The 21,665-nt window shown below is 73.3% G+C and carries 20 protein-coding genes; 14 read left to right on the forward strand and 6 right to left on the reverse strand.

The window, feature by feature from the left end; all coding sequences use genetic code 11:
- Positions 1 to 38: 38 nt before the first annotated feature.
- From EV699_RS00965 to EV699_RS00985, 5 genes are all read right to left on the reverse strand, one after another.
- Complete coding sequence (locus EV699_RS00965) at positions 39 to 797, reverse strand: sulfite exporter TauE/SafE family protein (RefSeq protein WP_132538075.1); 759 nt, start codon at positions 795 to 797, stop codon at positions 39 to 41.
- Positions 798 to 810: 13 nt separating this feature from the next.
- A complete protein-coding gene (gene dapE / locus EV699_RS00970; protein ID WP_132538076.1) occupies positions 811 to 1,971 on the reverse strand; it encodes a succinyl-diaminopimelate desuccinylase in 1,161 nt (386 codons plus the stop codon).
- Positions 1,972 to 2,085: 114 nt separating this feature from the next.
- A complete protein-coding gene (locus EV699_RS00975) occupies positions 2,086 to 4,305 on the reverse strand; it encodes a tetratricopeptide repeat protein (RefSeq protein ID WP_132538077.1) in 2,220 nt (739 codons plus the stop codon).
- A 271-nt stretch (positions 4,306 to 4,576) separates the two neighbouring features.
- Positions 4,577 to 5,389: a bifunctional hydroxymethylpyrimidine kinase/phosphomethylpyrimidine kinase gene (gene thiD, locus EV699_RS00980; protein ID WP_132538078.1), complete on the reverse strand. Its 813-nt coding sequence runs from the start codon at positions 5,387 to 5,389 to the stop codon at positions 4,577 to 4,579.
- A gap of 74 nt (positions 5,390 to 5,463) precedes the next feature.
- The gene (locus EV699_RS00985) at positions 5,464 to 6,471 is read right to left on the reverse strand and encodes a bile acid:sodium symporter family protein (protein ID WP_132538079.1); all 1,008 of its coding nucleotides are present in this window, start codon (positions 6,469 to 6,471) and stop codon (positions 5,464 to 5,466) included.
- 84 nt (positions 6,472 to 6,555) lie between these two features.
- Between EV699_RS00985 and EV699_RS00990 the strand changes: the two genes are divergently transcribed.
- From EV699_RS00990 to EV699_RS01030, 9 genes are all read left to right on the forward strand, one after another.
- The gene (locus EV699_RS00990) at positions 6,556 to 7,347 is read left to right on the forward strand and encodes an AraC family transcriptional regulator (RefSeq protein ID WP_132538080.1); all 792 of its coding nucleotides are present in this window, start codon (positions 6,556 to 6,558) and stop codon (positions 7,345 to 7,347) included.
- 161 nt (positions 7,348 to 7,508) lie between these two features.
- Complete coding sequence (locus EV699_RS00995; protein WP_132538081.1) at positions 7,509 to 9,011, forward strand: aldehyde dehydrogenase family protein; 1,503 nt, start codon at positions 7,509 to 7,511, stop codon at positions 9,009 to 9,011.
- Positions 9,012 to 9,081: 70 nt separating this feature from the next.
- Positions 9,082 to 10,065 (forward strand): MBL fold metallo-hydrolase, encoded by a 984-nt coding sequence (locus EV699_RS01000; RefSeq protein WP_165903978.1) that lies wholly within the window; start codon positions 9,082 to 9,084, stop codon positions 10,063 to 10,065.
- Positions 10,066 to 10,105: 40 nt separating this feature from the next.
- A complete protein-coding gene (locus tag EV699_RS01005; protein WP_132538083.1) occupies positions 10,106 to 11,779 on the forward strand; it encodes an FAD-dependent oxidoreductase in 1,674 nt (557 codons plus the stop codon).
- A gap of 14 nt (positions 11,780 to 11,793) precedes the next feature.
- Positions 11,794 to 12,015, forward strand: coding sequence for a DUF2783 domain-containing protein (locus EV699_RS01010; protein WP_132538084.1), 222 nt, complete (start codon positions 11,794 to 11,796; stop codon positions 12,013 to 12,015).
- Positions 12,015 to 13,319: a homogentisate 1,2-dioxygenase gene (hmgA, locus tag EV699_RS01015; protein ID WP_132538085.1), complete on the forward strand. Its 1,305-nt coding sequence runs from the start codon at positions 12,015 to 12,017 to the stop codon at positions 13,317 to 13,319. The genes EV699_RS01010 and hmgA overlap by 1 nt, the downstream gene beginning before the upstream one ends.
- Before the next feature lie 24 nt (positions 13,320 to 13,343).
- Entirely contained in the window at positions 13,344 to 14,660 is a 1,317-nt protein-coding gene (fahA, locus tag EV699_RS01020; protein ID WP_132538086.1) for a fumarylacetoacetase, read from the forward strand.
- 151 nt (positions 14,661 to 14,811) lie between these two features.
- Complete coding sequence (locus tag EV699_RS01025) at positions 14,812 to 15,048, forward strand: hypothetical protein (protein WP_132538087.1); 237 nt, start codon at positions 14,812 to 14,814, stop codon at positions 15,046 to 15,048.
- Between the two features lie 10 nt (positions 15,049 to 15,058).
- Positions 15,059 to 16,876 carry a tetratricopeptide repeat protein gene (locus tag EV699_RS01030; protein ID WP_243662514.1) on the forward strand — a complete coding sequence of 606 codons (1,818 nt, stop codon included), beginning with the start codon at positions 15,059 to 15,061 and terminating at the stop codon, positions 16,874 to 16,876.
- A 146-nt stretch (positions 16,877 to 17,022) separates the two neighbouring features.
- Here EV699_RS01030 and feaR read toward each other — a convergent pair whose 3' ends face one another.
- Positions 17,023 to 17,967 carry a transcriptional regulator FeaR gene (gene feaR / locus EV699_RS01035; RefSeq protein ID WP_165903979.1) on the reverse strand — a complete coding sequence of 315 codons (945 nt, stop codon included), beginning with the start codon at positions 17,965 to 17,967 and terminating at the stop codon, positions 17,023 to 17,025.
- Between the two features lie 244 nt (positions 17,968 to 18,211).
- Here feaR and EV699_RS01040 point away from each other — a divergent pair, with 244 nt between their 5' ends.
- From EV699_RS01040 to EV699_RS01060, 5 genes are read left to right on the forward strand one after another with little or no spacing between them, the layout of a single operon-like run.
- Positions 18,212 to 19,351, forward strand: a complete 1,140-nt coding sequence (locus EV699_RS01040) for an amine dehydrogenase large subunit (RefSeq protein ID WP_132538089.1) — start codon at positions 18,212 to 18,214, stop codon at positions 19,349 to 19,351.
- Between the two features lie 16 nt (positions 19,352 to 19,367).
- The gene (locus tag EV699_RS01045) at positions 19,368 to 19,910 is read left to right on the forward strand and encodes a MauE/DoxX family redox-associated membrane protein (RefSeq protein WP_132538090.1); all 543 of its coding nucleotides are present in this window, start codon (positions 19,368 to 19,370) and stop codon (positions 19,908 to 19,910) included.
- A gap of 3 nt (positions 19,911 to 19,913) precedes the next feature.
- Entirely contained in the window at positions 19,914 to 20,531 is a 618-nt protein-coding gene (mauD, locus tag EV699_RS01050; protein ID WP_132538091.1) for a methylamine dehydrogenase accessory protein MauD, read from the forward strand.
- Positions 20,532 to 20,552: 21 nt separating this feature from the next.
- The gene (locus tag EV699_RS01055; RefSeq protein WP_132538092.1) at positions 20,553 to 21,077 is read left to right on the forward strand and encodes a methylamine dehydrogenase light chain; all 525 of its coding nucleotides are present in this window, start codon (positions 20,553 to 20,555) and stop codon (positions 21,075 to 21,077) included.
- On the forward strand, positions 21,064 to 21,594 hold the full coding sequence (locus EV699_RS01060; protein ID WP_132538093.1) for a cytochrome c family protein: 531 nt from the start codon (positions 21,064 to 21,066) through the stop codon (positions 21,592 to 21,594). The genes EV699_RS01055 and EV699_RS01060 overlap by 14 nt, the downstream gene beginning before the upstream one ends.
- The last annotated feature ends 71 nt before the right edge of the window (positions 21,595 to 21,665 follow it).

The raw sequence follows: 21,665 nt of genomic DNA on the forward strand, positions 1-21,665 counted from the left end.
GTCGAATTGTAGGGGCGTGGCGTGCCCGCGGCGTGGCATCAGCCGGCGAACTGCTGCCAGAGCAGGCGCGCGGCCATCGCCATCACCACCACCATGAACACCGGGCGGATCAGCGGGCTGCCGAAGCGGATCGCACTGTGCGCGCCGAGCCAGGCGCCGACCATCAGCGAACTGCCCATCGCCAGCCCCAGGCGGTAGTCGATCGCGCCGAGCAGCGCGAAGGCGACGAGCGAGGTGATGTTGCTGACGAAGTTCATGAAGCGTGCGGTGCCGGCGGCGTGGAGGATGTCCTGGCGGAAGCTGCTCAGCGCCACCGCGGTCCAGAAGGCGCCGGTGCCGGGGCCGATGAAGCCGTCGTAGGTGCCGATCGCCAGCCCCCAGCGCCCCTGCAGCGCGGCCGGCGGCCGGTAGTCGGCGGCGGCCGGCAGCGGCCGGCTGCGCCACGGCCACACCAGGTAGAGCGCCGCGGCGAGCACCACCAACGGCACCAGGGTCTTCAGCGCGCCGGGGCTGAAGGCGTGCGTCAGCAGCGTGCCGAGCACCGCGCCGACCAGCGTCGCCACGGCGCCCGGGCGCCAGCGCCGCGGCGTGAACAGGCCCTTGCGCACGAAGGTGTAGGCGGCGATCGAGCTGCCGAAGGTCGACGACAGCTTGTTGGTGCCGAGCGCGATGTGCGGCGGCACCCCGGCGGCGAGCAGCGCCGGCACCGTCAGCAGGCCGCCGCCGCCGGCGATGGCGTCGATGAAGCCGGCGCCGAAGGCGACGCCGGCGAGCAGCAGGACGGTGTCGAGCGGCATCGTGGACACCGCCTCAGCGCGCGAGCAGGCGCGTCAGCACGCCTTCGTAGATGCGCGACAGCGCGTCGAGCTCGTCGAGGCCGACGTGCTCGTCGATCTTGTGGATGCTGGCGTTGAGCGGCCCGAACTCGACCACCTGCGCGCCGGTGGGGGCGATGAAGCGTCCGTCCGAGGTGCCGCCGCTGGTCGACAGTTCGGTCTCGACGCCGGTCTCGTGGTAGATCGCCTCGCGCAGCGCATCGACCAGCTCGCCCGGCTCGGTCAGGAATGGCAGGCCGCCGAGGTCCCAGGCCAGCGTGTGGTCGTAGCGGTAGCCGTCGCGGACCTCCTCGTTCAGCAGCGCGGTGTCGACCAGCTGCTGCACCCGCGCCTGCAGCCCCTCGACGCTCGACGCCGTCGAGAAGCGGAAGTTGAAGTGCAGCTCGGCGCTGCCCGGCACCACGTTGAACGCCCCGGTGCCGGCGTGCGCGTTGGAGATCTGGAACGAGGTCGGCGGGAAGTGCGCGTTGCCGCGGTCCCAGACCTGCTCGGTGAGCGCGCCGATGATGCCGCCGAGGGCATGGATCGGGTTGTGCACGAGCTGCGGGTAGGCGACGTGGCCCTGCACCCCGTGCACCGTCAGGTGTCCGTGCAGCGAGCCGCGCCGGCCGTTCTTGATGGTGTCGCCGAAGACGCGCGCGCTCGACGGCTCGCCGACCAGGCACCAGGTGATCTTCTCGCCGCGCGCCTCCAGCAGCTCGACCACGCGCACCGTGCCGTCGACCGCCGGGCCTTCCTCGTCGCTGGTGACGAGGAAGGCGATCGAGCCGGCATGGTCGGGGTGCGCGGCGACGAAGCGCTCGCAGGCGGTGACCATCGCCGCCAGGCTGCCCTTCATGTCGGCGGCGCCGCGGCCGTACAGGCGCCCGTCGCGCACCTCGGGCAGGAAGGGGTCGGACGACCACTGCGCCAGCGGCCCGGTCGGCACCACGTCGGTGTGCCCGGCGAAGGCCAGCAGCGGGCCGCTGCTGCCGCGCCGTGCCCAGAAGTTCTCGACCTCGCCGCGGTGCACGCGCTCGCAGTGGAAACCGATCGCGGCGAGGCGCTCCATCATCAGCGCCTGGCAGCCGCCGTCCTTCGGCGTCACCGAGCGCCGGCCGATCAGTTCGCGGGTGAGTTCGAGGGTCGCGGACATCGCGTACTCCAGGGGGCGGGCGGGGGCGCGATTCTACGCGCCCGCCGCCGCGGCGCTCCACCGCACGGCCGCGGCGGGTGTAGCCCGCGCTTCACGCGGCGGCGGCGTGCCGGTTCAGGGGCGGCCGATCGGCGCGCCGCCGACGCCGAGGGTGTCCGGCGCGGGCGCGCCGAACGGCAGCAGCCCGCCGCGCGGCCCCAGGCCGGCGAGCAGCGTGCGGGCGTCCTCGAGTTCGGGCGGCGACAGCTCGGCGGCGACCGCCTGCTCCAGGTAGGGGCGCGCCTCCTCGGCGCGACCGAGCCGCAGCAGCGCCACGCCGAGGTGGTAGGCGAGCTGCGCGTCGCCGGCGGCGAGCGCGCGCGCCTCGCGCAGGTGGATCAACCCGAGCGCCGGCTGGCCCTGGCGCACCAGCACCCAGCCGAGCGTGTCGAGCGTCTCCGGGTCGCGCGGGGCGAGCCGCACGGCGCGCTCGGCGGCGCTGCGCGCGTCGGCGACGGCGCCGGCGTTCAGGCGCGCCTCGGCGAGGCGGCAGAGCAGCGCGACGTCGTCGGGGCGCTGCTGCAGCAGGTAGTCGAGCGCGAGCGCGGCACGACCCCAGTCGCCGGCCTGCGCGTAGGCGCGCGCCAGCGTCTCGATCGCCGGGCGGTCGGCCGGGTGCCCGGCGAGCCAGCCTTCGAGCAGCGTGACGGCGTCGGCGGCGCGCCCGGTGCGCAGGCGGCCCTCGGCGGCGCCGCGCACGATCGCCGACTCGCGCCAGCGTGGCAGCGCCGTCTCGAACACCTCGGCCGCCTCCTCCGGGCGGTCGCGCTGCAGCAGCACCGTGCCGAGCAGGCGCGGGGCGTCGACCAGGTCGGGCGCGCGCGCCTGCAGCAGCCGGGCGCGTTCCTCGGCCTCGGCGAGCTGCCCGGCTTCGAGCAGCGCCTCGGTCGCCGCGCGCAGCACGTCGACGCGCTCCGGCGCCTGCTGCAACGCGTCGCGCAGCGTGGTCGCGGCCTCCTCGGGCGCCTCCAGGTAGCGCTGGTAGCGGGCGACCTGCAGCAGCGCGTCGGGCGAATCGCCGGCGGCGTCGCGCATGCGCCGCAGCGTGCCCTTGGCAAGGGCCGGCAGGCCGCTCGCGTGCTGCGACATGGCGAGCGCGGCGAGCGCCCCGGGGTGCGTGGGCGCGCGTGCCACCGCTTCGTCGGCGATCGCCAGCGCGCGCTCCGCGAGGTGCAGGCGCAGGTAGGCGTCGACGAGGCGCAGGCGCGGCGCCAGCGCCTGCGGGTCGAGCCGGCGCGCCTCCTCCCACACCTGCGCGCTCGCGGCGACGTCGCCGCTGGCGGCGAGCGCGCGGGCGAGCGTGTCGAGCACGGCGAGGTCCTGCGGGTGGGCGGCGAGCAGCTGCTGCAACCGGCCGAAGGCCGCGGCGGTGCGTCCCAGGCGCTGCTCGATCAGGGCCTGGCGCAGCGGCGGCGGCAGCAGCGCGGGGGCGACGTGCTGCGCCTGTTCGAGCGGGGCGAGTGCCGCCTCGGCATCGCCGGCGGCGTCGAGCGCGAGCGCCCGCCAGCTCAGCAGCAGCGCATCGTCGGGGGCCTCGGCGAGCAGCGCCGCGGTGGTCGCGAGCGCCGCCGCGTGGTCGCGCGCATGCCACTGCTGCGCGAGCTCGCGCCAGCGCGCGTGCGGCAGGTCGGGCGCGAAGGCCTCGCACAGCGCCACCGCGGCCTCGCCCGCCGGTTCGGCCGCCGCCGGCGGCGGCGCCAGCGCGGTCGGGTCGTCGGCGGCGCGGGGCAGGGCGCGCGCCAGCACCTCGATCGCCGCGCCGTCATCGCCGGCGGCACGGTACGCGGCGGCGAGGGCGGCGAGCAGCGGCGGTGCGTCGCCACCCGGCGCCAGCGCCGGTTCCAGCGTGCCGATCGCGGCGCGGGGGTCGCCGAGGCCCAGGTAGAGCCGGCCGAGCAGGTAGCGCGCAGCGACGTCGTCGGGGGCGCGGTCGAGGTAGCGGTCGAGCGCATCGCGCGCGGCCTCGCCCTCGCCGAGCGCGCAGTGCACCGCGCCGCGCAGCAGGAGCGTCGCGGTGCCGTTGCGCGCGGCCTCGGGCAGCGCGGCGAGGTGCGCGGCGGCGTCGCGCAGGTAGCGACGGCCGGCGTCGGGCCCGCCCTGGCGCAGTTCGGCCCAGGCGGCCGCCACGGCGGCATCGGCGAGCGCGCGGGTGCCGTCGCCGCGCACGGGTGACACATCGGCCACCATGGGCAGGGGCGGTGCGGGTTCGGCCGCGGCGGCGAGCGGGGCGTACAGCGCGAGGCAGCAGGCGCAGCGCAGCAGGTGCGCGCGGAGCGGGTTGGACAGGGGTGGCATGGGGCGGATTCCGGTGAAGGTTCACCGGTGGCGGCAGGGTCCGTTCGGCGCGACACCGACAGTTCGTTCGCAGCGGCCGGCCCCGGTGCCGTCGCGGCGCAGGCCGGCGCACGGGCCGGGCGGGCCTGCGAACGCATTCGGCAAACGCTACAGCAAGCGCCGTGCCGACCAGCGCTAGGTACCTGATCGGACCGGTGTCACATGTTGCGTCGCAACACGTAAGGACATGCGGTGTAAGGATTCCTGACGCCCGGGCTTGCCACGGGCGGCTTCAGGCCTCGGCCGGCCACAGCGCATGGAAATGGTGCACGGGGCCGCACCCGCCGCCCACCTCCAGGCGTCCGGCGGCCGCCAGCGCGGCGCCGACGTAGGCCTTGGCGTCGCGCACCGCGCCCGGCCAGTCGGGCCGGCGCGGGCGCAGTGCGGCGATCGCCGCCGACAGCGTGCAGCCGGTGCCGTGGCCGTGGCGGGTGTCGACGCGCACCGCCGGCAGCCACAGCGGGTCGTCGTCGTCGAGCCACAGCAGGTCGGGGCTCGCCGGGCCGCCCAGGTGCCCGCCCTTCAGCAGCACGCCGCGCGCGCCGCACTCGCGCAGCGCGGCGGCCTGGCGCTCCATCGCGGTGGTGGAGTCCGCCTGCGGCAGGCCGAGCAGGTCGGCGGCCTCGGGCAGGTTGGGGGTGATCAGGTCGGCGAGCGGCAGCAGCCGGCTGCGCAGCGCCGCCACCGCCGCGGCGGGGAGCAGGCGGTCGCCGCTCTTCGCCACCATCACCGGGTCGAGCACGACGTGGCGCGGGCGCTTGCGCTCGAGCACCTCGGCCACGGCGTCGATCACCGCCGGGTCGGCGAGCATGCCGATCTTGACCGCGGCGATCGCGACGTCGGCGAACAGCGTGTCGAGCTGCTCGCGCACGAACGCCGCCGGCACCGCGTGCACGCCGGTGACGCCGCGCGTGTTCTGCGCGGTCAGCGCGGTGATCACGCTGGTGCCGAAGGCGCCGAGCGCGGAGAAGGTCTTCAGGTCGGCCTGGATGCCGGCGCCGCCGCTGGGGTCGGAGCCGGCGATGGTGAGGACGTTGGGGATCATCGGGTCGGGCCTCCTGGGCCGGGGTGGGGCGGGTGACGCACGCCGCCGGTCTGCGGCACCCGCCGGCGGCCGGCTCAGGCCGTGGCCGGCACCGCGGCGGCGGCCGGCCGGCGCGCGTAGCGTTCGGCGAGCACCGAGCACACCAGCAGTTGCAGCGGGTGATAGAACATGATCGGCAGCACGATCATGCCGAGCGCCGGGTGCGCGCCGAACAGCAACTTCGCCATCGGCATGCCCGAGGCGAGGGTCTTCTTCGAACCGCAGAACACCGCGGTGATCTCGTCCTCGACGCTGAAGCCGAGGCGGGCGGCGGCGCGGGTGGTCAGCAGCAGCACGATCGCGAGCAGGATCGCCGCGCCGACCAGCGTCAGCAGCAGGGTGTCGACGCCGTAGCGCGTCCACAGCCCGCCCAGCACCGAGTCGCAGAACGAGGCGTAGACCAGCAGCAGGATCACGCACTTGTCGAAGGTGTTGGTGAAGCGCTTGTAGCGCGCGAACCAGGCGCCGCACAGCGGGCGCAGCGCCTGGCCGAGCGCGAACGGCAGCAGCAGCAGGCGGGCGATGTCGAGCACCGCCTGGCCGAGCGCGAGGCCCTGGCCGCTGGCGCCGGCGAGCAGCCCGATCAGCAGCGGGGTGAGCACGATGCCGAGCAGGCTCGACAGCGTGGCGTTGAAGATCGCCGCCGGCACGTTGCCGCGCGCCATCGCGGTCATCGCCACCGACGAGGAGATCGTCGACGGCAGCGCGCACAGGTAGAGGAAGCCGAGCAGCAGGTCCGCCGGCAGCCAGCCGCCGAGCGTCGCCCGCGCCGCGATCCACAAGAGCGGGAACACCGCGAAGGTGAAGGTCTGCACCAGCAGGTGCAGCCGCCAGCGCAGCAGCCCGGCCTTGAGGCTGTGCGTCGACAGGCCGATGCCGTGCAGGAAGAACACCGCGAAGATGCCGGCGTCGGTGAGCAGGTCGGTGTGCAGCGGGCCGCTGCTGCTGCCGAGGTGCGGGAACAGCGTCGCCAGCACCACGGCCGCGACCATGCCGCCGAGGAACCAGTCGCGGGACATGCGTTTGAGGTGGTGCGCAAGCATCGGGGGCGGGACTCCGGGGGCAGCGGGAATGGGGGCTACTGTACGGCGCCGCCCGGCGGCTTTCTAACGCTAGAATGCCAGCTTATGTCGCCAACCGGACAAACCGCGCCCGAACGCATCCTGCCGCCCTTCACCGTGCTGCCGCGGCCGCTGTACGCGCGCTCCGAGTCGGCGCCGGCCGGCTCGTGGGTGCGCCCGCACCGGCACGACTGGGTGCAGCTCTCCTACGCGATCAGCGGCGTGCTGGAGGTGCGCACCGCGGGCGGCAACTTCGTCGCCCCGCCCGAGCGCGCGGTGTGGATCCCGGCCGGCATCGAGCACGCGGTGATCGCCTCCGAGCGCACCGAGATGCGCGGGCTCTACCTCGCCCGCGACGTCACCGTGTGGGCGCCGCCGCGCTGCCGCGTGCTGGCGGTGTCGCCGCTGGTGCGCGAGCTGATCTGCGCCGCCTGCGCGCTGCCGGTGGACTACGACGAGGCGGGGCCGGCCGGGCGCCTGGTCGGCGTGCTGCTCGACCAGCTCGCCGGGCTGCCCGAGGTCGCGCTGTCGCTGCCGCTGCCGGTCGACCCGCGCCTCGCCGCGATCTGCGCCGCGCTGCAGGCGCGCCCCGACGACCGCCGCACGCTGGCGCAGTGGGCGCAGGGCGCGGGGCTGTCGGAGCGCACGCTGGCGCGGCTGTTCCAGCGCCAGACCGGGCTGTCGTTCCGCGACTGGCGCACGCGCCTGCGCCTGCTGCTCGCGCTCACCGCGCTCGAACGCGGCCGCAGCGTCACCGCGGTCGCGCTCGAATCGGGCTACGACTCGCTGTCGGCGTTCAGCGCCGCCTTCCGCCGCGCCTTCGGCACCACCCCGCGCGGGCTCTTCCCGCGCCGCTGAGCGCCCCGGCGCGGCGAGTCAAGTCGCGGGCACGGCGCGACAAGTTTCCTCCGGGTCGACCGGCTAGCGTTTCCGGCACCGGGGCGCCCGCCCCAGACGACGACAACCGGCGCCGGCCCGTGCCCAGCGGGGCGGCGGCCGTCCCACCCGGAGGTAACCCCATGTCCGACGCGAACCTGATCCCGGTGCTGCCGGCGGTCACCGCCTTCCTCGGCCGCGAGCACGGCCTGTTCATCGACGGCCGCACGGTGCCGGCCCAGTCCGGCGACCGCCAGGCGGTCTACGGCCCCGCCACCGGCGAGGTCATCGCCCACGTTGCCGACGGCGACGCCGGGGACGTCGACCGCGCGGTGCAGTCGGCGCACGCGGCGTTCCGCTCCGGCGCCTGGACCGGGCTGCGCCCGGCCGAGCGCGAGCGCATCCTGCTGCGCTTCGCCGACGTGGTCGAAGCCCACGCCGAGGCGCTCGCCCAGCTCGAAACGCTGAACCAGGGCAAGTCGATCAATCTCTCGCGGATGATCGAGGTCGGCGCCTCGATCGAGTACATGCGCTACATGGCCGGCTGGGCGACCAAGATCGAGGGCCAGACGCTCGACGTGTCGATCCCGGTGCCGCCGGGCACGCGCTACACCGCCTACACGCGGCGCGAGCCGGTGGGCGTGGTGGCCGGCATCGTGCCGTGGAATTTCCCGCTGATGATCGCGATCTGGAAGGTGCTGCCGGCGCTCGCCTGCGGCTGCACGGTGGTCATCAAGCCCTCGCAGGAGACCCCGCTGACCGCGCTCTACCTGGCCGGGCTCGCGGCCGAGGCGGGGGTGCCGCCGGGGGTGTTCAACGTCGTCACCGGGCGCGGCTCGCGCGCCGGCGATGCGCTGACGCGCCACCCGCGGGTGAGCAAGATCTCCTTCACTGGCTCCACCGCGGTCGGCAAGCAGGTGGCCACCGCGGCGATCGACAACCTGGCGCGCTTCGCGCTCGAGCTCGGCGGCAAGAACCCGATGGTGGTGCTGGCCGACGCCGACGTCGACCAGGTGGTGCAGGGCGCGCTGCTCGGCGGCTTCCTCAACCAGGGCCAGGTGTGCGCCGCGGCGTCGCGCCTCTACGTGCAGCGCCGCCGCTACGACGCGGTGGTCGAGGCGCTGGGCGCCGCGGTGGCGGGCCTGAGCGTCGGCCCGGGCCTCGACCCGGGCGCGCAGATCAACGCGCTGGTCTCGGCCAAACAGCAGCAGAGCGTCGGGCGCTACCTCGAGATCGGCCGCGCCGAGGGCGCGCGCGTGGTCGCCGGCGGGCGCGTGCTCGACCGCCCCGGCTACTTCGTCGAGCCGACGCTGCTTGCCGGCATGCGCCAGGACATGACCCTGGTGCGCGAGGAGGTGTTCGGCCCGGTGCTGGTGGCGCTGCCCTTCGACGACGTCGACGAGGTCGTGCGCATGGCCAACGACTCCCCCTACGGCCTGACCGCCAGCGTGTGGACCAACGACCTGAAGGCGGCGATGAACCTGGTGCCGCGCATCGAGGCCGGCACCGTGTGGGTCAACAGCCACGTGCCGGTCGACCCCAACCTGCCGTTCGGCGGCTATAAGCAATCGGGTATCGGTCGCGAGTTCGGCCGTTCGGCGATCGAGGCCTATACCGAGATCAAGTCGGTGTGCATCGCGCACTGAGCCGGACCGCGGCGATGCCCGGGGGGCCCCGCGCCGCGGGTGCCCCTGCAGCGGGTGGGAGGAGGTGGTCATGAGCAAGCAGTTCGCATCCCACGCCGACACCGAGGAGAAGCGCGTCAGCTTCGACCGGCTGTCGGACAACGCCTACGCCTACACGGCCGAGGGCGATCCCAACACCGGCATCGTCATCGGCGACGACGCGGTGCTGGTGGCCGACACCCAGGCCACGCCGGTGATGGCGCAGGACGTCATCCGGCGCATCCGCGAGGTCACCGACAAGCCGATCCGCTACGTGGTGCTGACGCACTACCACGCGGTGCGCGTGCTCGGTGCCTCGGGCTACCGGCCGCAGCACGTCATCGCCAGCCAGGACACCTACGACCTCATCGTCGAGCGCGGCGAGGCCGACATGGCGAGCGAGATCGGCCGCTTCCCGCGGCTGTTCCGCGCGGTCGAGTCGGTGCCCGGGCTGACCTGGCCGACGCTGACCTTCCGCGGCGAGATGACGCTGTGGCTGGGCTCGCTCGAAGTGAAGCTGCTGCAGCTCGGCCGCGGCCACACCAAGGGCGACACCGTGGTGTGGCTGCCGCAGCAGAAGATCCTGTTCTCCGGCGACCTGGTCGAGTACCACGCCACGCCGTACTGCGGCGATGCCTACTTCGGCGACTGGCCGCACACGCTCGACGCGATCGCGGCGCTGCAGCCGGACAAGCTGGTGCCGGGGCGCGGCGCGGCGCTGCAGACGCCCGAGGAGGTGCAGGCCGGGCTCGCCGGCACCCGCGGCTTCCTCAGCGAGCTGTACGCCGCGGTGCGGGAGGGCGCCGCCGCCGGGCGCGACCTGCGCACCGTGTACCGCGACTGCTGCGCGCGGCTCAGGCCGCGCTACGGCGACTGGGTGATCTTCGACCACTGCATGCCGTTCGACGTCTCGCGCGCCTACGACGAGGCGACCGGCCACGCCGACCCGCGCGTGTGGACCGCGCAGCGCGACCTCGACATGTGGCAGGCGCTCGAAGGCCACGAGCCGCCGTCCCCGCTCACCGGCGCCGAGTGAGGCGCGCTGCGCGCCGCGCGGCGGCGCCGAGGAAGAGGCGATGGACATCGACTATCAGCAACTCAGGCTCGACTACGTGCGCGCGGCGGAGCAGGACGCCGCCGCGCCCGCGCACTACCCGGTGATCGTGGTCGGCGCGGGCCCGGTGGGGCTCGCCGCGGCGATCGACCTCGCCCGCCAAGGCGTGCGCACGCTGCTGCTCGACGACGACGACAGGCTGTCGTTCGGCTCGCGCGCGATCTGCTTCGCCAAGCGCACGCTGGAGATCTTCGACCGCCTCGGCTGCGGCGAGCGCATGGTGCACAAGGGCATCTCGTGGAACGTCGGCAAGGTCTTCTTCCAGGACGAGCTGGTCTACAGCTTCAACCTGCTGCCCGAGACCGGCCACCGCCGGCCGGCCTTCATCAACCTGCAGCAGTACTACGTCGAGGGCTACCTGTACGAGCGCGCCCGCGAACTCGATGGCCTCGCGCTGCGCTGGAAGAACAGGGTGGTCGCCGTCGCGGCGGACGCCGACGGCGTCGAGGTCACGGTCGAGACCCCCGACGGCCCCTACCGCGTGCGCGGCGACTACCTGCTCGCCTGCGACGGTGCGCGCTCGCCGGTGCGTCACCTGCTCGGCCTGAGTAGCTCGGGGCAGTCGTTCCGCGACCGCTTCCTGATCGCCGACGTGAAGATGAAGGCCGACTTCCCGACCGAGCGCTGGTTCTGGTTCGACCCGCCGTTCCACCGCCACCAGTCGGTGCTGCTGCACGCGCAGCCCGACAACGTCTGGCGCATCGACTTCCAGCTCGGCTGGGACGCCGACCCGGAGGCCGAGAAGCAGCCCGAGCGGGTGACGCCGCGCATCCAGGCGCTGCTCGGGCACGACGCCGAGTTCAGCTACGAATGGGTGAGCGTCTACACCTTCGCCTGCCTGCGCATGGAGCACTTCCGCCACGGCCGCGTGCTGTTCGCCGGCGACGCCGCGCACGGCGTGTCGCCGTTCGGCGCGCGCGGCGCCAACTCCGGCGTGCAGGACGCCGACAACCTGGTGTGGAAGCTGCGCCTGGTGCTGGCCGGCCTCGCGCCGGCGAGCCTGCTCGACAGCTACGACAGCGAGCGCGTTTATGCCGCCGACGAGAACATCCTCAACTCGACCCGCTCCACCGACTTCATCACCCCGAAGAGCGAGATCAGCCGCACCTTCCGCGACGCCGTGCTGCTGCTCGCGCGCGAGCACCCGTTCGCGCGCCGGCTGGTCAACAGCGGCCGCCTGTCGGTGCCCGCGGTGCTGCGCGACTCGGTGCTGAACACCCCCGACCAGGACGCCTTCGCCGGCGCGATGGTGCCGGGGGCGCCGGCGGCCGACGCACCGGTCCGCGCCGGCGGTGCGCCCGGCTGGTTCCTCGACCACGTCGGCGACGACTTCACCGGCGTGCTGTTCAGCGACGGCACGGCGCTCGCGCCGGAAGTGGCCGCGGCGCTCGACCACCTGGGCCACGCCGCGATCCCGATCCGCCCGCGGGTGGTGGTGCCGGCCGGCACCGCGCCGCGCCTGCCGCACGACCTGGTCGCGCTCGAGGATGTCGAGGGCAAGCTCGCGCAGCGCTTCGACGCCTGTCCCGGCAGCTACTACCTGCTGCGGCCCGACCAGCACGTGTGCGCGCGCTGGCGGCGCTTCGACGCCGATCGCGCCCAGGCCGCGGTCGCCCGCGCCACCGGCAACGCCTGAGCGAGGTACCGAGCATGGCCAGCCTCAACATCGAGCCCAACATCGCGCGCCCCGACGACTTCTACCAGGCGCTGATCGACACCCACCGCGACCTCAGCGGCGAGGAGAGCCAGTTGCTCAACGCCAAGCTGATCCTGCTGCTCGCCAACCACATCGGCGACGTCGACGTGCTCTGCCAGGCGATGGCGCGGGCACGCGACGGCATCCGCCCCGCACCGACCAAGGTCCCGCGCTGATGAACACCGTAAGCCCCGCCGCCGCCGACGCGCCGCGCTACCAGTCCGGCTTCGGCAACAGCTTCGCCACCGAGGCGCTGCCCGGCGCGCTGCCGGTCGGCCGCAACTCGCCGCAGCGCTGCCCCTACGGGCTCTACGCCGAGCAGCTCTCCGGCACCGCCTTCACCGCGCTGCGCAGCGCCAACCGGCGCACCTGGCTGTACCGCATCCGCCCGGCGGCGATGCACGAGCCGTTCCGCCCGCTCGACGGCGGCCGCCTGGTCAGCCGCTTCGACGAGGTGCCGACGCCGCCGAACCAGTTGCGCTGGGACCCGCTGCCGCTGCCCGATGCGCCGACCGACTTCATCGACGGCCTGGTGACGATGGCCGGCAACGCCGCCTGCGCGATACACCTGTACGCCGCCAACCGCCCGATGGTCGACCGCTACTTCTACGACGCCGACGGCGAGCTGCTGCTGGTGCCGCAGCAGGGCCGCCTGCGCCTCGCCACCGAGCTCGGCGTGGTCGAGGTCGAGCCGCAGGAGATCGCGGTGATCCCGCGCGGCGTGCGCTTCCGCGTCGAGCTGCCGGACGGCGCCGCGCGCGGCTACGTCTGCGAGAACTTCGGCGCGCTGCTGCGCCTGCCCGACCTCGGCCCGATCGGCTCCAACGGGCTCGCCAACCCGCGCGACTTCCTGACCCCGGTGGCGGCCTATGAGGACCGCGACGGCCCCTGCGAGCTGGTGGCGAAGTTCGCGGGCGGGCTGTGGTCGGCGCGGATGGACCACTCGCCGCTCGACGTCGTCGCCTGGCACGGCAACTACGCGCCGTACAAGTACGACCTGCGCCGCTTCAACACCATCGGCTCGATCAGCTACGACCACCCCGATCCGTCGATCTTCCTGGTGCTGCAGTCGCCGTCCGACACCCCCGGCGTCGACGCGCTCGACTTCGTGATCTTCCCGCCGCGCATCCTGGCGATGCAGGACACCTTCCGCCCGCCGTGGTACCACCGCAACGTCGCCAGCGAGTTCATGGGGCTGATCCACGGCGTCTACGACGCCAAGGCGGAAGGCTTCGCCCCCGGCGGCGCGAGCCTGCACAACTGCATGAGCGGGCACGGCCCCGACGCCGAGACCTTCGAGAAGGCGAGCCGTGCCGACCTGAGCCGCCCCGACGTCATCACCGGCACGATGGCGTTCATGTTCGAGACCCCCGCGGTGATCCGGCCGACCGCCCACGCGCTCGCCTCGGCGCAACTGCAGGCCGACTACCACCGCTGCTGGTCCGGGCTCAAGAAGTACTTCGACCCCGGGCGCCCCTGAGCCCTGCGCGTGAGGATGCCGCCGATGACCGCACTCAACGAAACCCACGACCCGCTCGCGCAGAGCTGGGTGGCGTCGGCCAACGCGCCCGACACCGACTTCCCGCTGCAGAACCTGCCCTTCGGCGTGTTCCGCCGCCAGGGCAGCGCCGAGCCCTTCCGCGGCGGCGTGGCGATCGGCGACCAGGTCGTCGACCTCGCGGCGCTCCAGGCGCTCGGCGTGTTCGAAGGCGAGGCCGCCGCCGCGCTCGCCGCCGCCGCCGGCCCGACGCTCAACCCGCTGATGGCGCTCGGTGCGCCCGCCGCTTCGGCGCTGCGCCTCGCGCTCTCGCGGGCGCTGCGCGCGGGTTCGCCGCTCGCCGCGCGGCTCGACGCCTGCCTGCTCGCGCAGGCCCGGGCCGAGTACGCGGTGCCGGCGCAGATCGGCGACTACACCGACTTCTACACGTCGATCCACCACGCCACCAACGTCGGCCGGCTGTTCCGCCCCGACAACCCGCTGCTGCCCAACTACCAATGGGTTCCGATCGGCTACCACGGCCGCTGCTCGTCGATCGGCGTCTCCGGCCAGGCCTTCCCGCGCCCGCGCGGGCAGACCCGCGCGCCCGACGCCGAGCGCCCGACGCTCGGCCCGTCGCGGCGCCTCGACTACGAGCTCGAACTCGGCGTGTTCATCGGCCGCGGCAACGCCCTCGGTGAGCCGGTGCCGCTCGACGAGGCCGAGGACCACGTGTTCGGCCTGTGCCTGTTCAACGACTGGAGCGCGCGCGACCTGCAGGCCTGGGAGTACCAGCCGCTCGGCCCCTTCCTGTCGAAGAACTTCGCCTCCACGCTCGCGCCGTGGATCGTCACGCTGGAGGCGCTCGCCCCCTACCGCGTCGGCTGGACGCGCCCCGCCGCCGACCCGCAGCCGCTGGCGTACCTGGAGTCGCCGGCGCTGCGCGCCGCGGGCGCCTTCGACATCCGCCTCGAAGTAGCGCTCGAGACCGCCGCGATGCGCGCCCGCGGCCGCGCCCCGGCGCGGCTGTCGCTGACGAGCTTCCGCCACGCCTACTGGAGCGTGTCGCAGATGGTCGCGCACCACACCGTCAACGGCTGCAACCTGAGCCCCGGCGACCTGCTCGGCAGCGGCACCCAGTCCGGCCCGACCCCGGCCGAGGCCGGCTCGCTGCTCGAACTGACGCGCGGCGGCAAGGAAGCGCTGTCCCTGCCCGACGGCGAAACCCGCATCTTCCTCGACGACGGCGACACCGTGATCCTGCGCGGCTGGTGCGAACGCGAAGGCTACCGGCGCATCGGCTTCGGCGAGTGCCGCGGCACCGTGCTGCCCGCCAGGGGCTGAGCCTGCGCCCCCTTCTCCCGCCGGGAGAAGGGCCGGGGATGAGGGTTTCTTAATCCCGGCTCCCTGACCGCGCACTCGCCCCTGCCCCCGGACGGTGGCCGGCCTAACCTTCAAAGGGGTTGCCGGCCAGGTCCGAGAACGGGAGGGGCGGATGGATGCGCAGGTGTTGAAGATCGTCGGGCAGGTCGCCGGCATCGGCGGGCTCGCGCTGGGCGTGCTGTTCCTGCTCTACCGCGATGCGCTGCGGCTGAAGATATTCCCGAAGCTGCCGCCGGACCTGGGCTACCGCCTGATCCGGTTGATCGTGGTGCTGGTGTTCGTCGTGACGCTGGCGGGGATCGGGGCGTGGGTGTGGACTTCAACGCAGTTTGTCACGCCCTCGCGTTGAGGGCGGGGCGATGAGCGTCTCCCTACTGGCCGAACTCGGCAAGTTCGCCGGGATAGGCGGTCTCGCGATCGGTATCTTCGGTTGGCTGTTCCGGGAAGCGATCCGGCTGAAGGTCTTCCCAGAACTGAGCCCTGCGGATGGCTATCGTCTGCTGTGCCTCTATCTGTGGCTGGTGTTCGGCATTGCGCTGGCCGGTATCGGCGCATGGGTCTGGACGGTTGCGCCGCCCGAAGTCGCGTGGGCGCCGTGGGGGCTCGCCGTCACCTGCGTGCTCGCCGCGGCGTGGACGTACGCGCATCGGCCGCCGACTGCAAAGGCGTCGGCGAGCGATTCGGCGACCCAGATCGTCGTCAACGGTGACAACAGTCCGGTGCAGATCGGCTGGAAGCCCGACGAGGTGCTCGCGCTGGTCGAGGCAGTAGGTCGCGGTGCCGGCGATGGCGCGATGCTCGCGCGCATCGAAGCACTCAGCAGCGAACTCGGCGTGACGAGCGGCGCCGTGCAGGGGTTTCTGCAGACGCTCGGGCGCCGCGACATCCCGCTGGAGCGCCTGAATACCACGCTGGCTGAGATCGCAGCACATCACCGCGCCATGCTCGACCGCCTCGCTGCGCTCGACCCGAGCGATCCGGTGGCCGGCGAATGGGTCTCGCAGGCGCGCGATGCGTTGGTCGCCGGCCGTTACGAGGAAGCCGACCGCCTGCTGGCCACCGCCGAGACCGCTGATCTCGCCGCGGCGCGGCAGGCCGAACAACTCGCGGCCCAGGCCCGGGACGCCGCCGAGCGGCGCTACATCGCTGCCGCCGCGACCCGCGCCGAGCGCGGCGAAGTTGCACTTGGGCGTATCGACTACCTCGCCGCCGCCGAGCACTTTCGTCAAGCCGCCAAGCTCGTGCCGGCGCAGCGCACCGACGAGCGCGCCGACTACCTGCAGCGCCGCGCCGGTGGCCTTTACCGGCAAGGCGACGAATTCGGCGACAACGGTGCGCTGCTGGGTGCCATCGGCGGTTATCACGAACTGCTCGCATTGTGGCCACGCGAGCGGGTGCCGCTCGACTGGGCGGCGACGCAGAACAACCTCGGCAATGCGCTTTCGGCACTCGGCGAACGCGAATCCGGCACGGCGCGGCTGGAAGAAGCGGTGGTGGCGTTGCGTGCAGCGCTCGGGGAGTACACGCGCGAACGGGTGCCGCTCGACTGGGCGATGACGCAGAACAACCTCGGCAATGCGCTGCAGGTGCTCGGGGAGCGCGAATCCGGCACGGCGCGGCTGGAGGAGGCACTGGCCGCGTTGCGTGCAGCGCTCGGGGAGCGCACGCGCGAACGGGTGCCGCTCGACTGGGCGATGACGCAGAACAATCTCGGCGCTGCGCTGCAGGTGCTCGGCGAGCGTGAGAGCGGCACGGCGCGGCTGGAGGAGGCGGTGGCGGCGTACCGCGCAGCGCTCGGGGAGTACACGCGCGAGCGGGTGCCGCTCGCTTGGGCGGCGACGCAGAACAACCTCGGCAATGTTTTGGGGAGACTCGGCGAACGCGAATCCGGCACGGCGCGGCTGGAGGAGGCGGTGGCGGCGTACCGCGCGGCGCTCGAGGTGCGCACGCGCGAGCGGGTGCCGCTCGACTGGGCGATGACGCAGAACAACCTCGGCGCTGCGCTGCAGGCACTCGGCGAACGCGAATCCGGCACGGCGCGGCTGGAGGAGGCGGTGGTGGCGTACCGTGCGGCGCTGGACATATTCCGTGCAGCGGAAGCTGGGCATTACATCGGCATCGTCGAATCCAACATAGCCGCCGCCGAAGCCCTGCTGCAGGCCCGCCGCCGCCGCTAGCGCCGGCTTTCACCCTTCTCCCGCCGGGAGAAGGGCCGGGGATGAGGGGGCTTTTGGCTTCAAAGGCTTGCGACGAAGCAAACACCTTCACCCCCAACCCCTCTCCCAGAGGGCGAGGGGCTTCGGGCGTGCAGGAGGGGATGGCGTCAGTGGCCGGCCTGGCGGGCGGTGCTGCGGTAGTCGCGGGGGGAGACGCCGTAGCGGGTCTTGAAGGCGCGGGTGAAGTGCGCGGCGTCGCTGAAGCCCCAGAAGAAGGCGATGGTGGTGATGCTGCGCGGGCAGTGGGCGTTGCCGAGGTCGTGGGCGCAGCGTTCGAGGCGCCGTTCCTGGATGGTGCGGGCGACGGTCTGGCCGTGGCGGGCGAACAGCCGGTGCAGTTGGCGCAGCGACAGGCCGGCGGCGCCGGCGATCTCGGTCGGGCCGAGGGCGGGGTCGACCAGACGCTCGTCGATGAGCGCGAGCGCGCGGCGGTAGCGCGCCGCGTCGCTGCCGCTCGCCGGCGCGTCGTCGGCGAACGCCGAGGGCAGCAGCGCGAGCAGGGCCTGGCGCACCGCGGCGCTCTCGTGCTCGGCGAAGTGCGCGAGGCCGGCATGGGCGTCGAGCACCAGGTGGCCGAGCAGCGCGCCGAGGCGGCTGTCGCCGGCGATGCGCGCGCCGGGGCGCATGCGCACGTGGCGGAAGGCCTCGTCGACGCGCGTGCGCGGCAGGTGGCAGGAGAGCTGCGACCAGCCGGTGTCGTAGCGGAAGTCGCAGGGCCGGCAGGCGTCGATCAGCACCATGTCGCCGGGCGTGAGGTCGGCGCTCTCGCCGGCCTGGCTCATGCACGCGCGGCCGCTCCGCTGCAGCACCAGGAAGTAGTACTTGCCGTCCTCGGCGGCGACGTCGCGGCGGTCGCGGAACACCCGCGCACCCCGGCCTTCGAGGGCGGTGAACGCCAGCGTGCCGTCGCGCTGGCAGAGCACGCTGCCGGCGAAAGCGCCGCCGCTGCCGGCCGGCTCGATCTGGAAGCGACCGCAGGCGCTCACCACGGAGGTCCGCCAGGCGTCGAAATCCAGAGGGGCGGCGGGCGCAAGGCCGGGTACGGGCTGCATCGGGTGTGCTCTCCGGTGGCGGGCGGCGGCCGTCGTGCGGTCGCTCTGATGTATTGGTTTCGATCGCAACCATATACCCGATGCACCGGCGCCTGTACAGCGCGCACGGCACGGATGACACCGCGCGTCAAGCGATTGGCACCCACGGTCAAGAGTGCTCCCGGAAGCTGCGTCTAGACTCGCTGCAAGCCCGGACCGACGGGTGAGACGACCATCCGAACACAAGAATCCTGAGGAGAACGGCATGAGCAGCATCAGAATCGGCCCGGCGGCCGTGCTCGCCGGGGCGCTGGTGGCGGGCAGCGCCTACGCGGATCTGCCGCACGACGAGATCGGCCAGGCGAAGCTGCCGTTTCCGCCCGAGCCGCACCGCGCCTACATCGTCGACATGGAGTTCGACACCATGGTGGCCACCCGCGTGAGCGTGGTGGACGCCGACAGCCTGCGCATGCTCGGCATGATCAGCACCGGGGGTGCCGCGCCGGCCACGCTGTCGCACGACGGCAGGACGGTGTTCACCGCCGACCTGTTCTATTCGCGCTACACACGCGGCACCCGTACCGACGTGCTCACCGCCTGGGACACCTCCACGCTCGAGCCGGCGTGGGAGGTCGAGATCCCGCCCAAGCGCGCGAGCACCATCGTGCAGCGCTACGGCCTGACGGTGAGCGACGACGACCGCTTCGTCTACGTGTTCAACCTGACGCCGGCGACCTCGGTCACCGTGGTCGACGTGCAGGCGCGCAAGGTGGCCGGCGAGGTCGCGCTGCCCGGCTGCATCCTCAACTACCCGGCGGGCAAGCGCCGCTTCGCCTCGATGTGCGGCGACGGCTCGCTGCTGCTCGTCACCCTCGACGACGCCGGCCAGGAGGTCGCGCGCGACAAGGTCAAGCTGTTCGACCCCGACCACAAGCCGCTGATCGAGCGCGGCATCGCCAACGCCGGCACCTACCACTTCGTGACGCTCGACGGCGTGGTGCAGGGCGTCGACCTCGGTGGCGACAAGCCGCGCGTGCTCGAACCCTGGTCGCTGCTCACCGACGCGGAGCGCAAGGCGGGCTGGGCGCCGGGCGGCTGGCAACTGCTGGCGATCGCGCCGAAGCTCGGCCGGCTGTACGTGCTGATGCACCCCGAGCACCAGCCGCACATGTGGGAGGACCCGAGCACCCAGGTGTGGATCTATGACCTGGCGACGCACCAGAAGCTCGGCACGCTGGAATCGCCCAACCCGATCTGGACCCTGCACGCGACCGGCGACGACAAGCCGCTGCTGCTCGGCGGCAACATCGAGGGCGGGCTCGAAGTGTTCGACCTGACGACGGGCAAGCACCTCGGCACCAAGCCGAAGGCGGCCAAGACCGCCGTGCAGATCCTGAGCCACTGAGCGGGGAGCGGCTGCAATGAACCTCCTCGATCCCGTTCCCGTCCACGCCGCGGCGCTGAGCCTGACCGTGGTGCTGGCGATGGCGGCGGCGCACAAGTTCGCGGCGCCGGCGCGCTTCGCCGAACAGCTCGCCGCCTACGCGCTGCTGCCGCCGGCGCTGGTGGCGCCCGCCGCGCGCGCGCTGCCGTTCCTCGAAGCGCTGCTGGCGCTTGCCCTGCTGCTGCCAGCGACGCGCGCCGCGGCCGGCATCGGTGCCGCCGTGCTGCTCGCCGGCTACGGCGGCGCGATCGCGCTCAACCTGCTGCGCGGGCGCCGCGACATCGACTGCGGCTGCAGCGGCCCGGGCCTCGAACGCCCGCTGTCGCCGGCGCTGCTCGGGCGCAACGCGCTGCTCGCCGGCATCGGCCTGCTGGCCGCCGCCGAGCCGCTGGCGCGCCCGCTGGCGTGGTTCGACCTGTTCGTCATCGTCGCCGCCTCGGCGACCCTGTTGCTGCTCTACGCGGCGGTCGAGGGCCTGCAGGCGAATGCGCCCCGACTGGCCCGCCTCATCGGGAGATAAGAAATGGATGCGCTGATCGTTTCCAACGTGTTGCTGTGGTGCCTGCTGCTGGCACTGGTGTTCGTGGTGATGGGCCTGGTGCGCCAGGTCGGCGTGCTGCACGGCCGCCTCGCGCCGGCCGGCGCGCTGGTGCTCGACAAGGGTGTGGTGGTCGGGCAGCCGGCGCCGCGCGTCACCGCCGTCGACCGCGGCGGGCGCCCGGTCAACATCGGCTACGCCGGCCCGCGCGGCCAGTTGCTGTTCTTCCTGTCGCCGACCTGCCCGGTGTGCAAGTCGCTGCTGCCGGCGGTGCAGGCGATCGCCCGCGCCGAGGCGAACCGGCTCGAGGTGGTCTACGTCAGCGACGGCGACCCGGCCGCGCAGGCCGAGCTGATCGCCCGCTTCGGGCTGGAGGGGGCGAGCTACGTGGTCGGGCCCGAGGTCGGCATGACCTTCCAGATCGGCAAGCTGCCCTACGCGGTGCTGATCGACGCCAGCGGCACGCTGCGCGCCAAGGGCCTGGTGAACTCGCGCGAACACCTCGACAGCCTGTTCGAGGCCGAGCGGCTCGACGTCGCCTCGCTGCAGGACTTCCTGCACGGGGGCGCCGCCGCGGTGGCGCAGGCGCACAAGGCCAAGTGAGAGCCCGGGGAGACCATCACCATGAAACTGCTTGACCGCCTGTTCGAACGCTCCACCCGGCGCGTCGCCGAAACCACCTCGCGCCGCGCCGCGCTCGCCCGCATCGGCTCGTGGATCGTTGCCGGCAGCGCGCTGCCGCTGCTGCTGCCGATCGACCGCGTCGCCGGCCGCGCGCTCGCCGCCGAAACCGGCAAGCCCGGTGACCCGGGCGACCCCAACAGTTGTGACTACTGGCGCTACTGCTCGGTCGACGGCTTCCTGTGCACCTGCTGCGGCGGCACCGTGACCTCGTGCCCGCCCGGCGTCGAGGTGTCGCAGGTGACCTGGATCGGCACCTGCCGCAATCCGGCCGACGGCAAGGACTACATCATTTCCTACAACGACTGCTGCGGTAAGCAGAGCTGCGGGCAGTGCGCCTGCACCCGCAACGACAGCGAGCAGCCGATGTACCGGCCGTTCAACAACAACGACATCAACTGGTGCATGGGCGCGAAGTCGCAGGTCTACAACTGCACGCTCGCGGTGATCCGTGGTGTCGCGAACTGAGCGCGGGCGCCGCGGCGGCGCGGCGCTCGCCGCGCTGCTGCTGGCGGCGCTGACGGGGACGGCGCAGGCGCGCTCGATCCCGCAGCCGGGGCTGCCGCCGTCGGTCGGCGCCACGCCGGCCGGCGCCACCGGCTACCGCCCCGCCGTCAACTACCAGCTGCAGTGCGCCGGCTGCCACCTCGGCGACGGTCGCGGTGCGCACGCGAGCCTGGTGCCGAAGATGAAGGACTTCGTCGGCCGCTTCCTCGACGTCGACGGCGGGCGCGAGTTCCTGGTGCGGGTGCCGGGGGTGGCGCAGTCGGGCCTCTCCGACGCCGAGCTCGCCGAGCTGCTGAACTGGCTGCTGACCGGCGACATCGCCGGCGCCAGCCGTCCGCAGGCGTTCGTCCCCTACACCACCGAGGAGGTCGCGCGGCAGCGCCACGAGCCGCTGATCGACGTGTTCCGCACCCGCGCCGGGCTGATCGCCGCGATGCGCGCGCGCGGCATCGCGATCGACGACGGCTCGACGCCCTGAGCGGGGAACGGTTCTCCGCATGACCGACGGGGGTGCCGCTTGGCCGGCACCCCCGTTGCCTTTGGCGCCAC

Source organism: Plasticicumulans lactativorans (genome assembly GCF_004341245.1).
Lineage (GTDB): Bacteria > Pseudomonadota > Gammaproteobacteria > Competibacterales > Competibacteraceae > Plasticicumulans_A > Plasticicumulans_A lactativorans.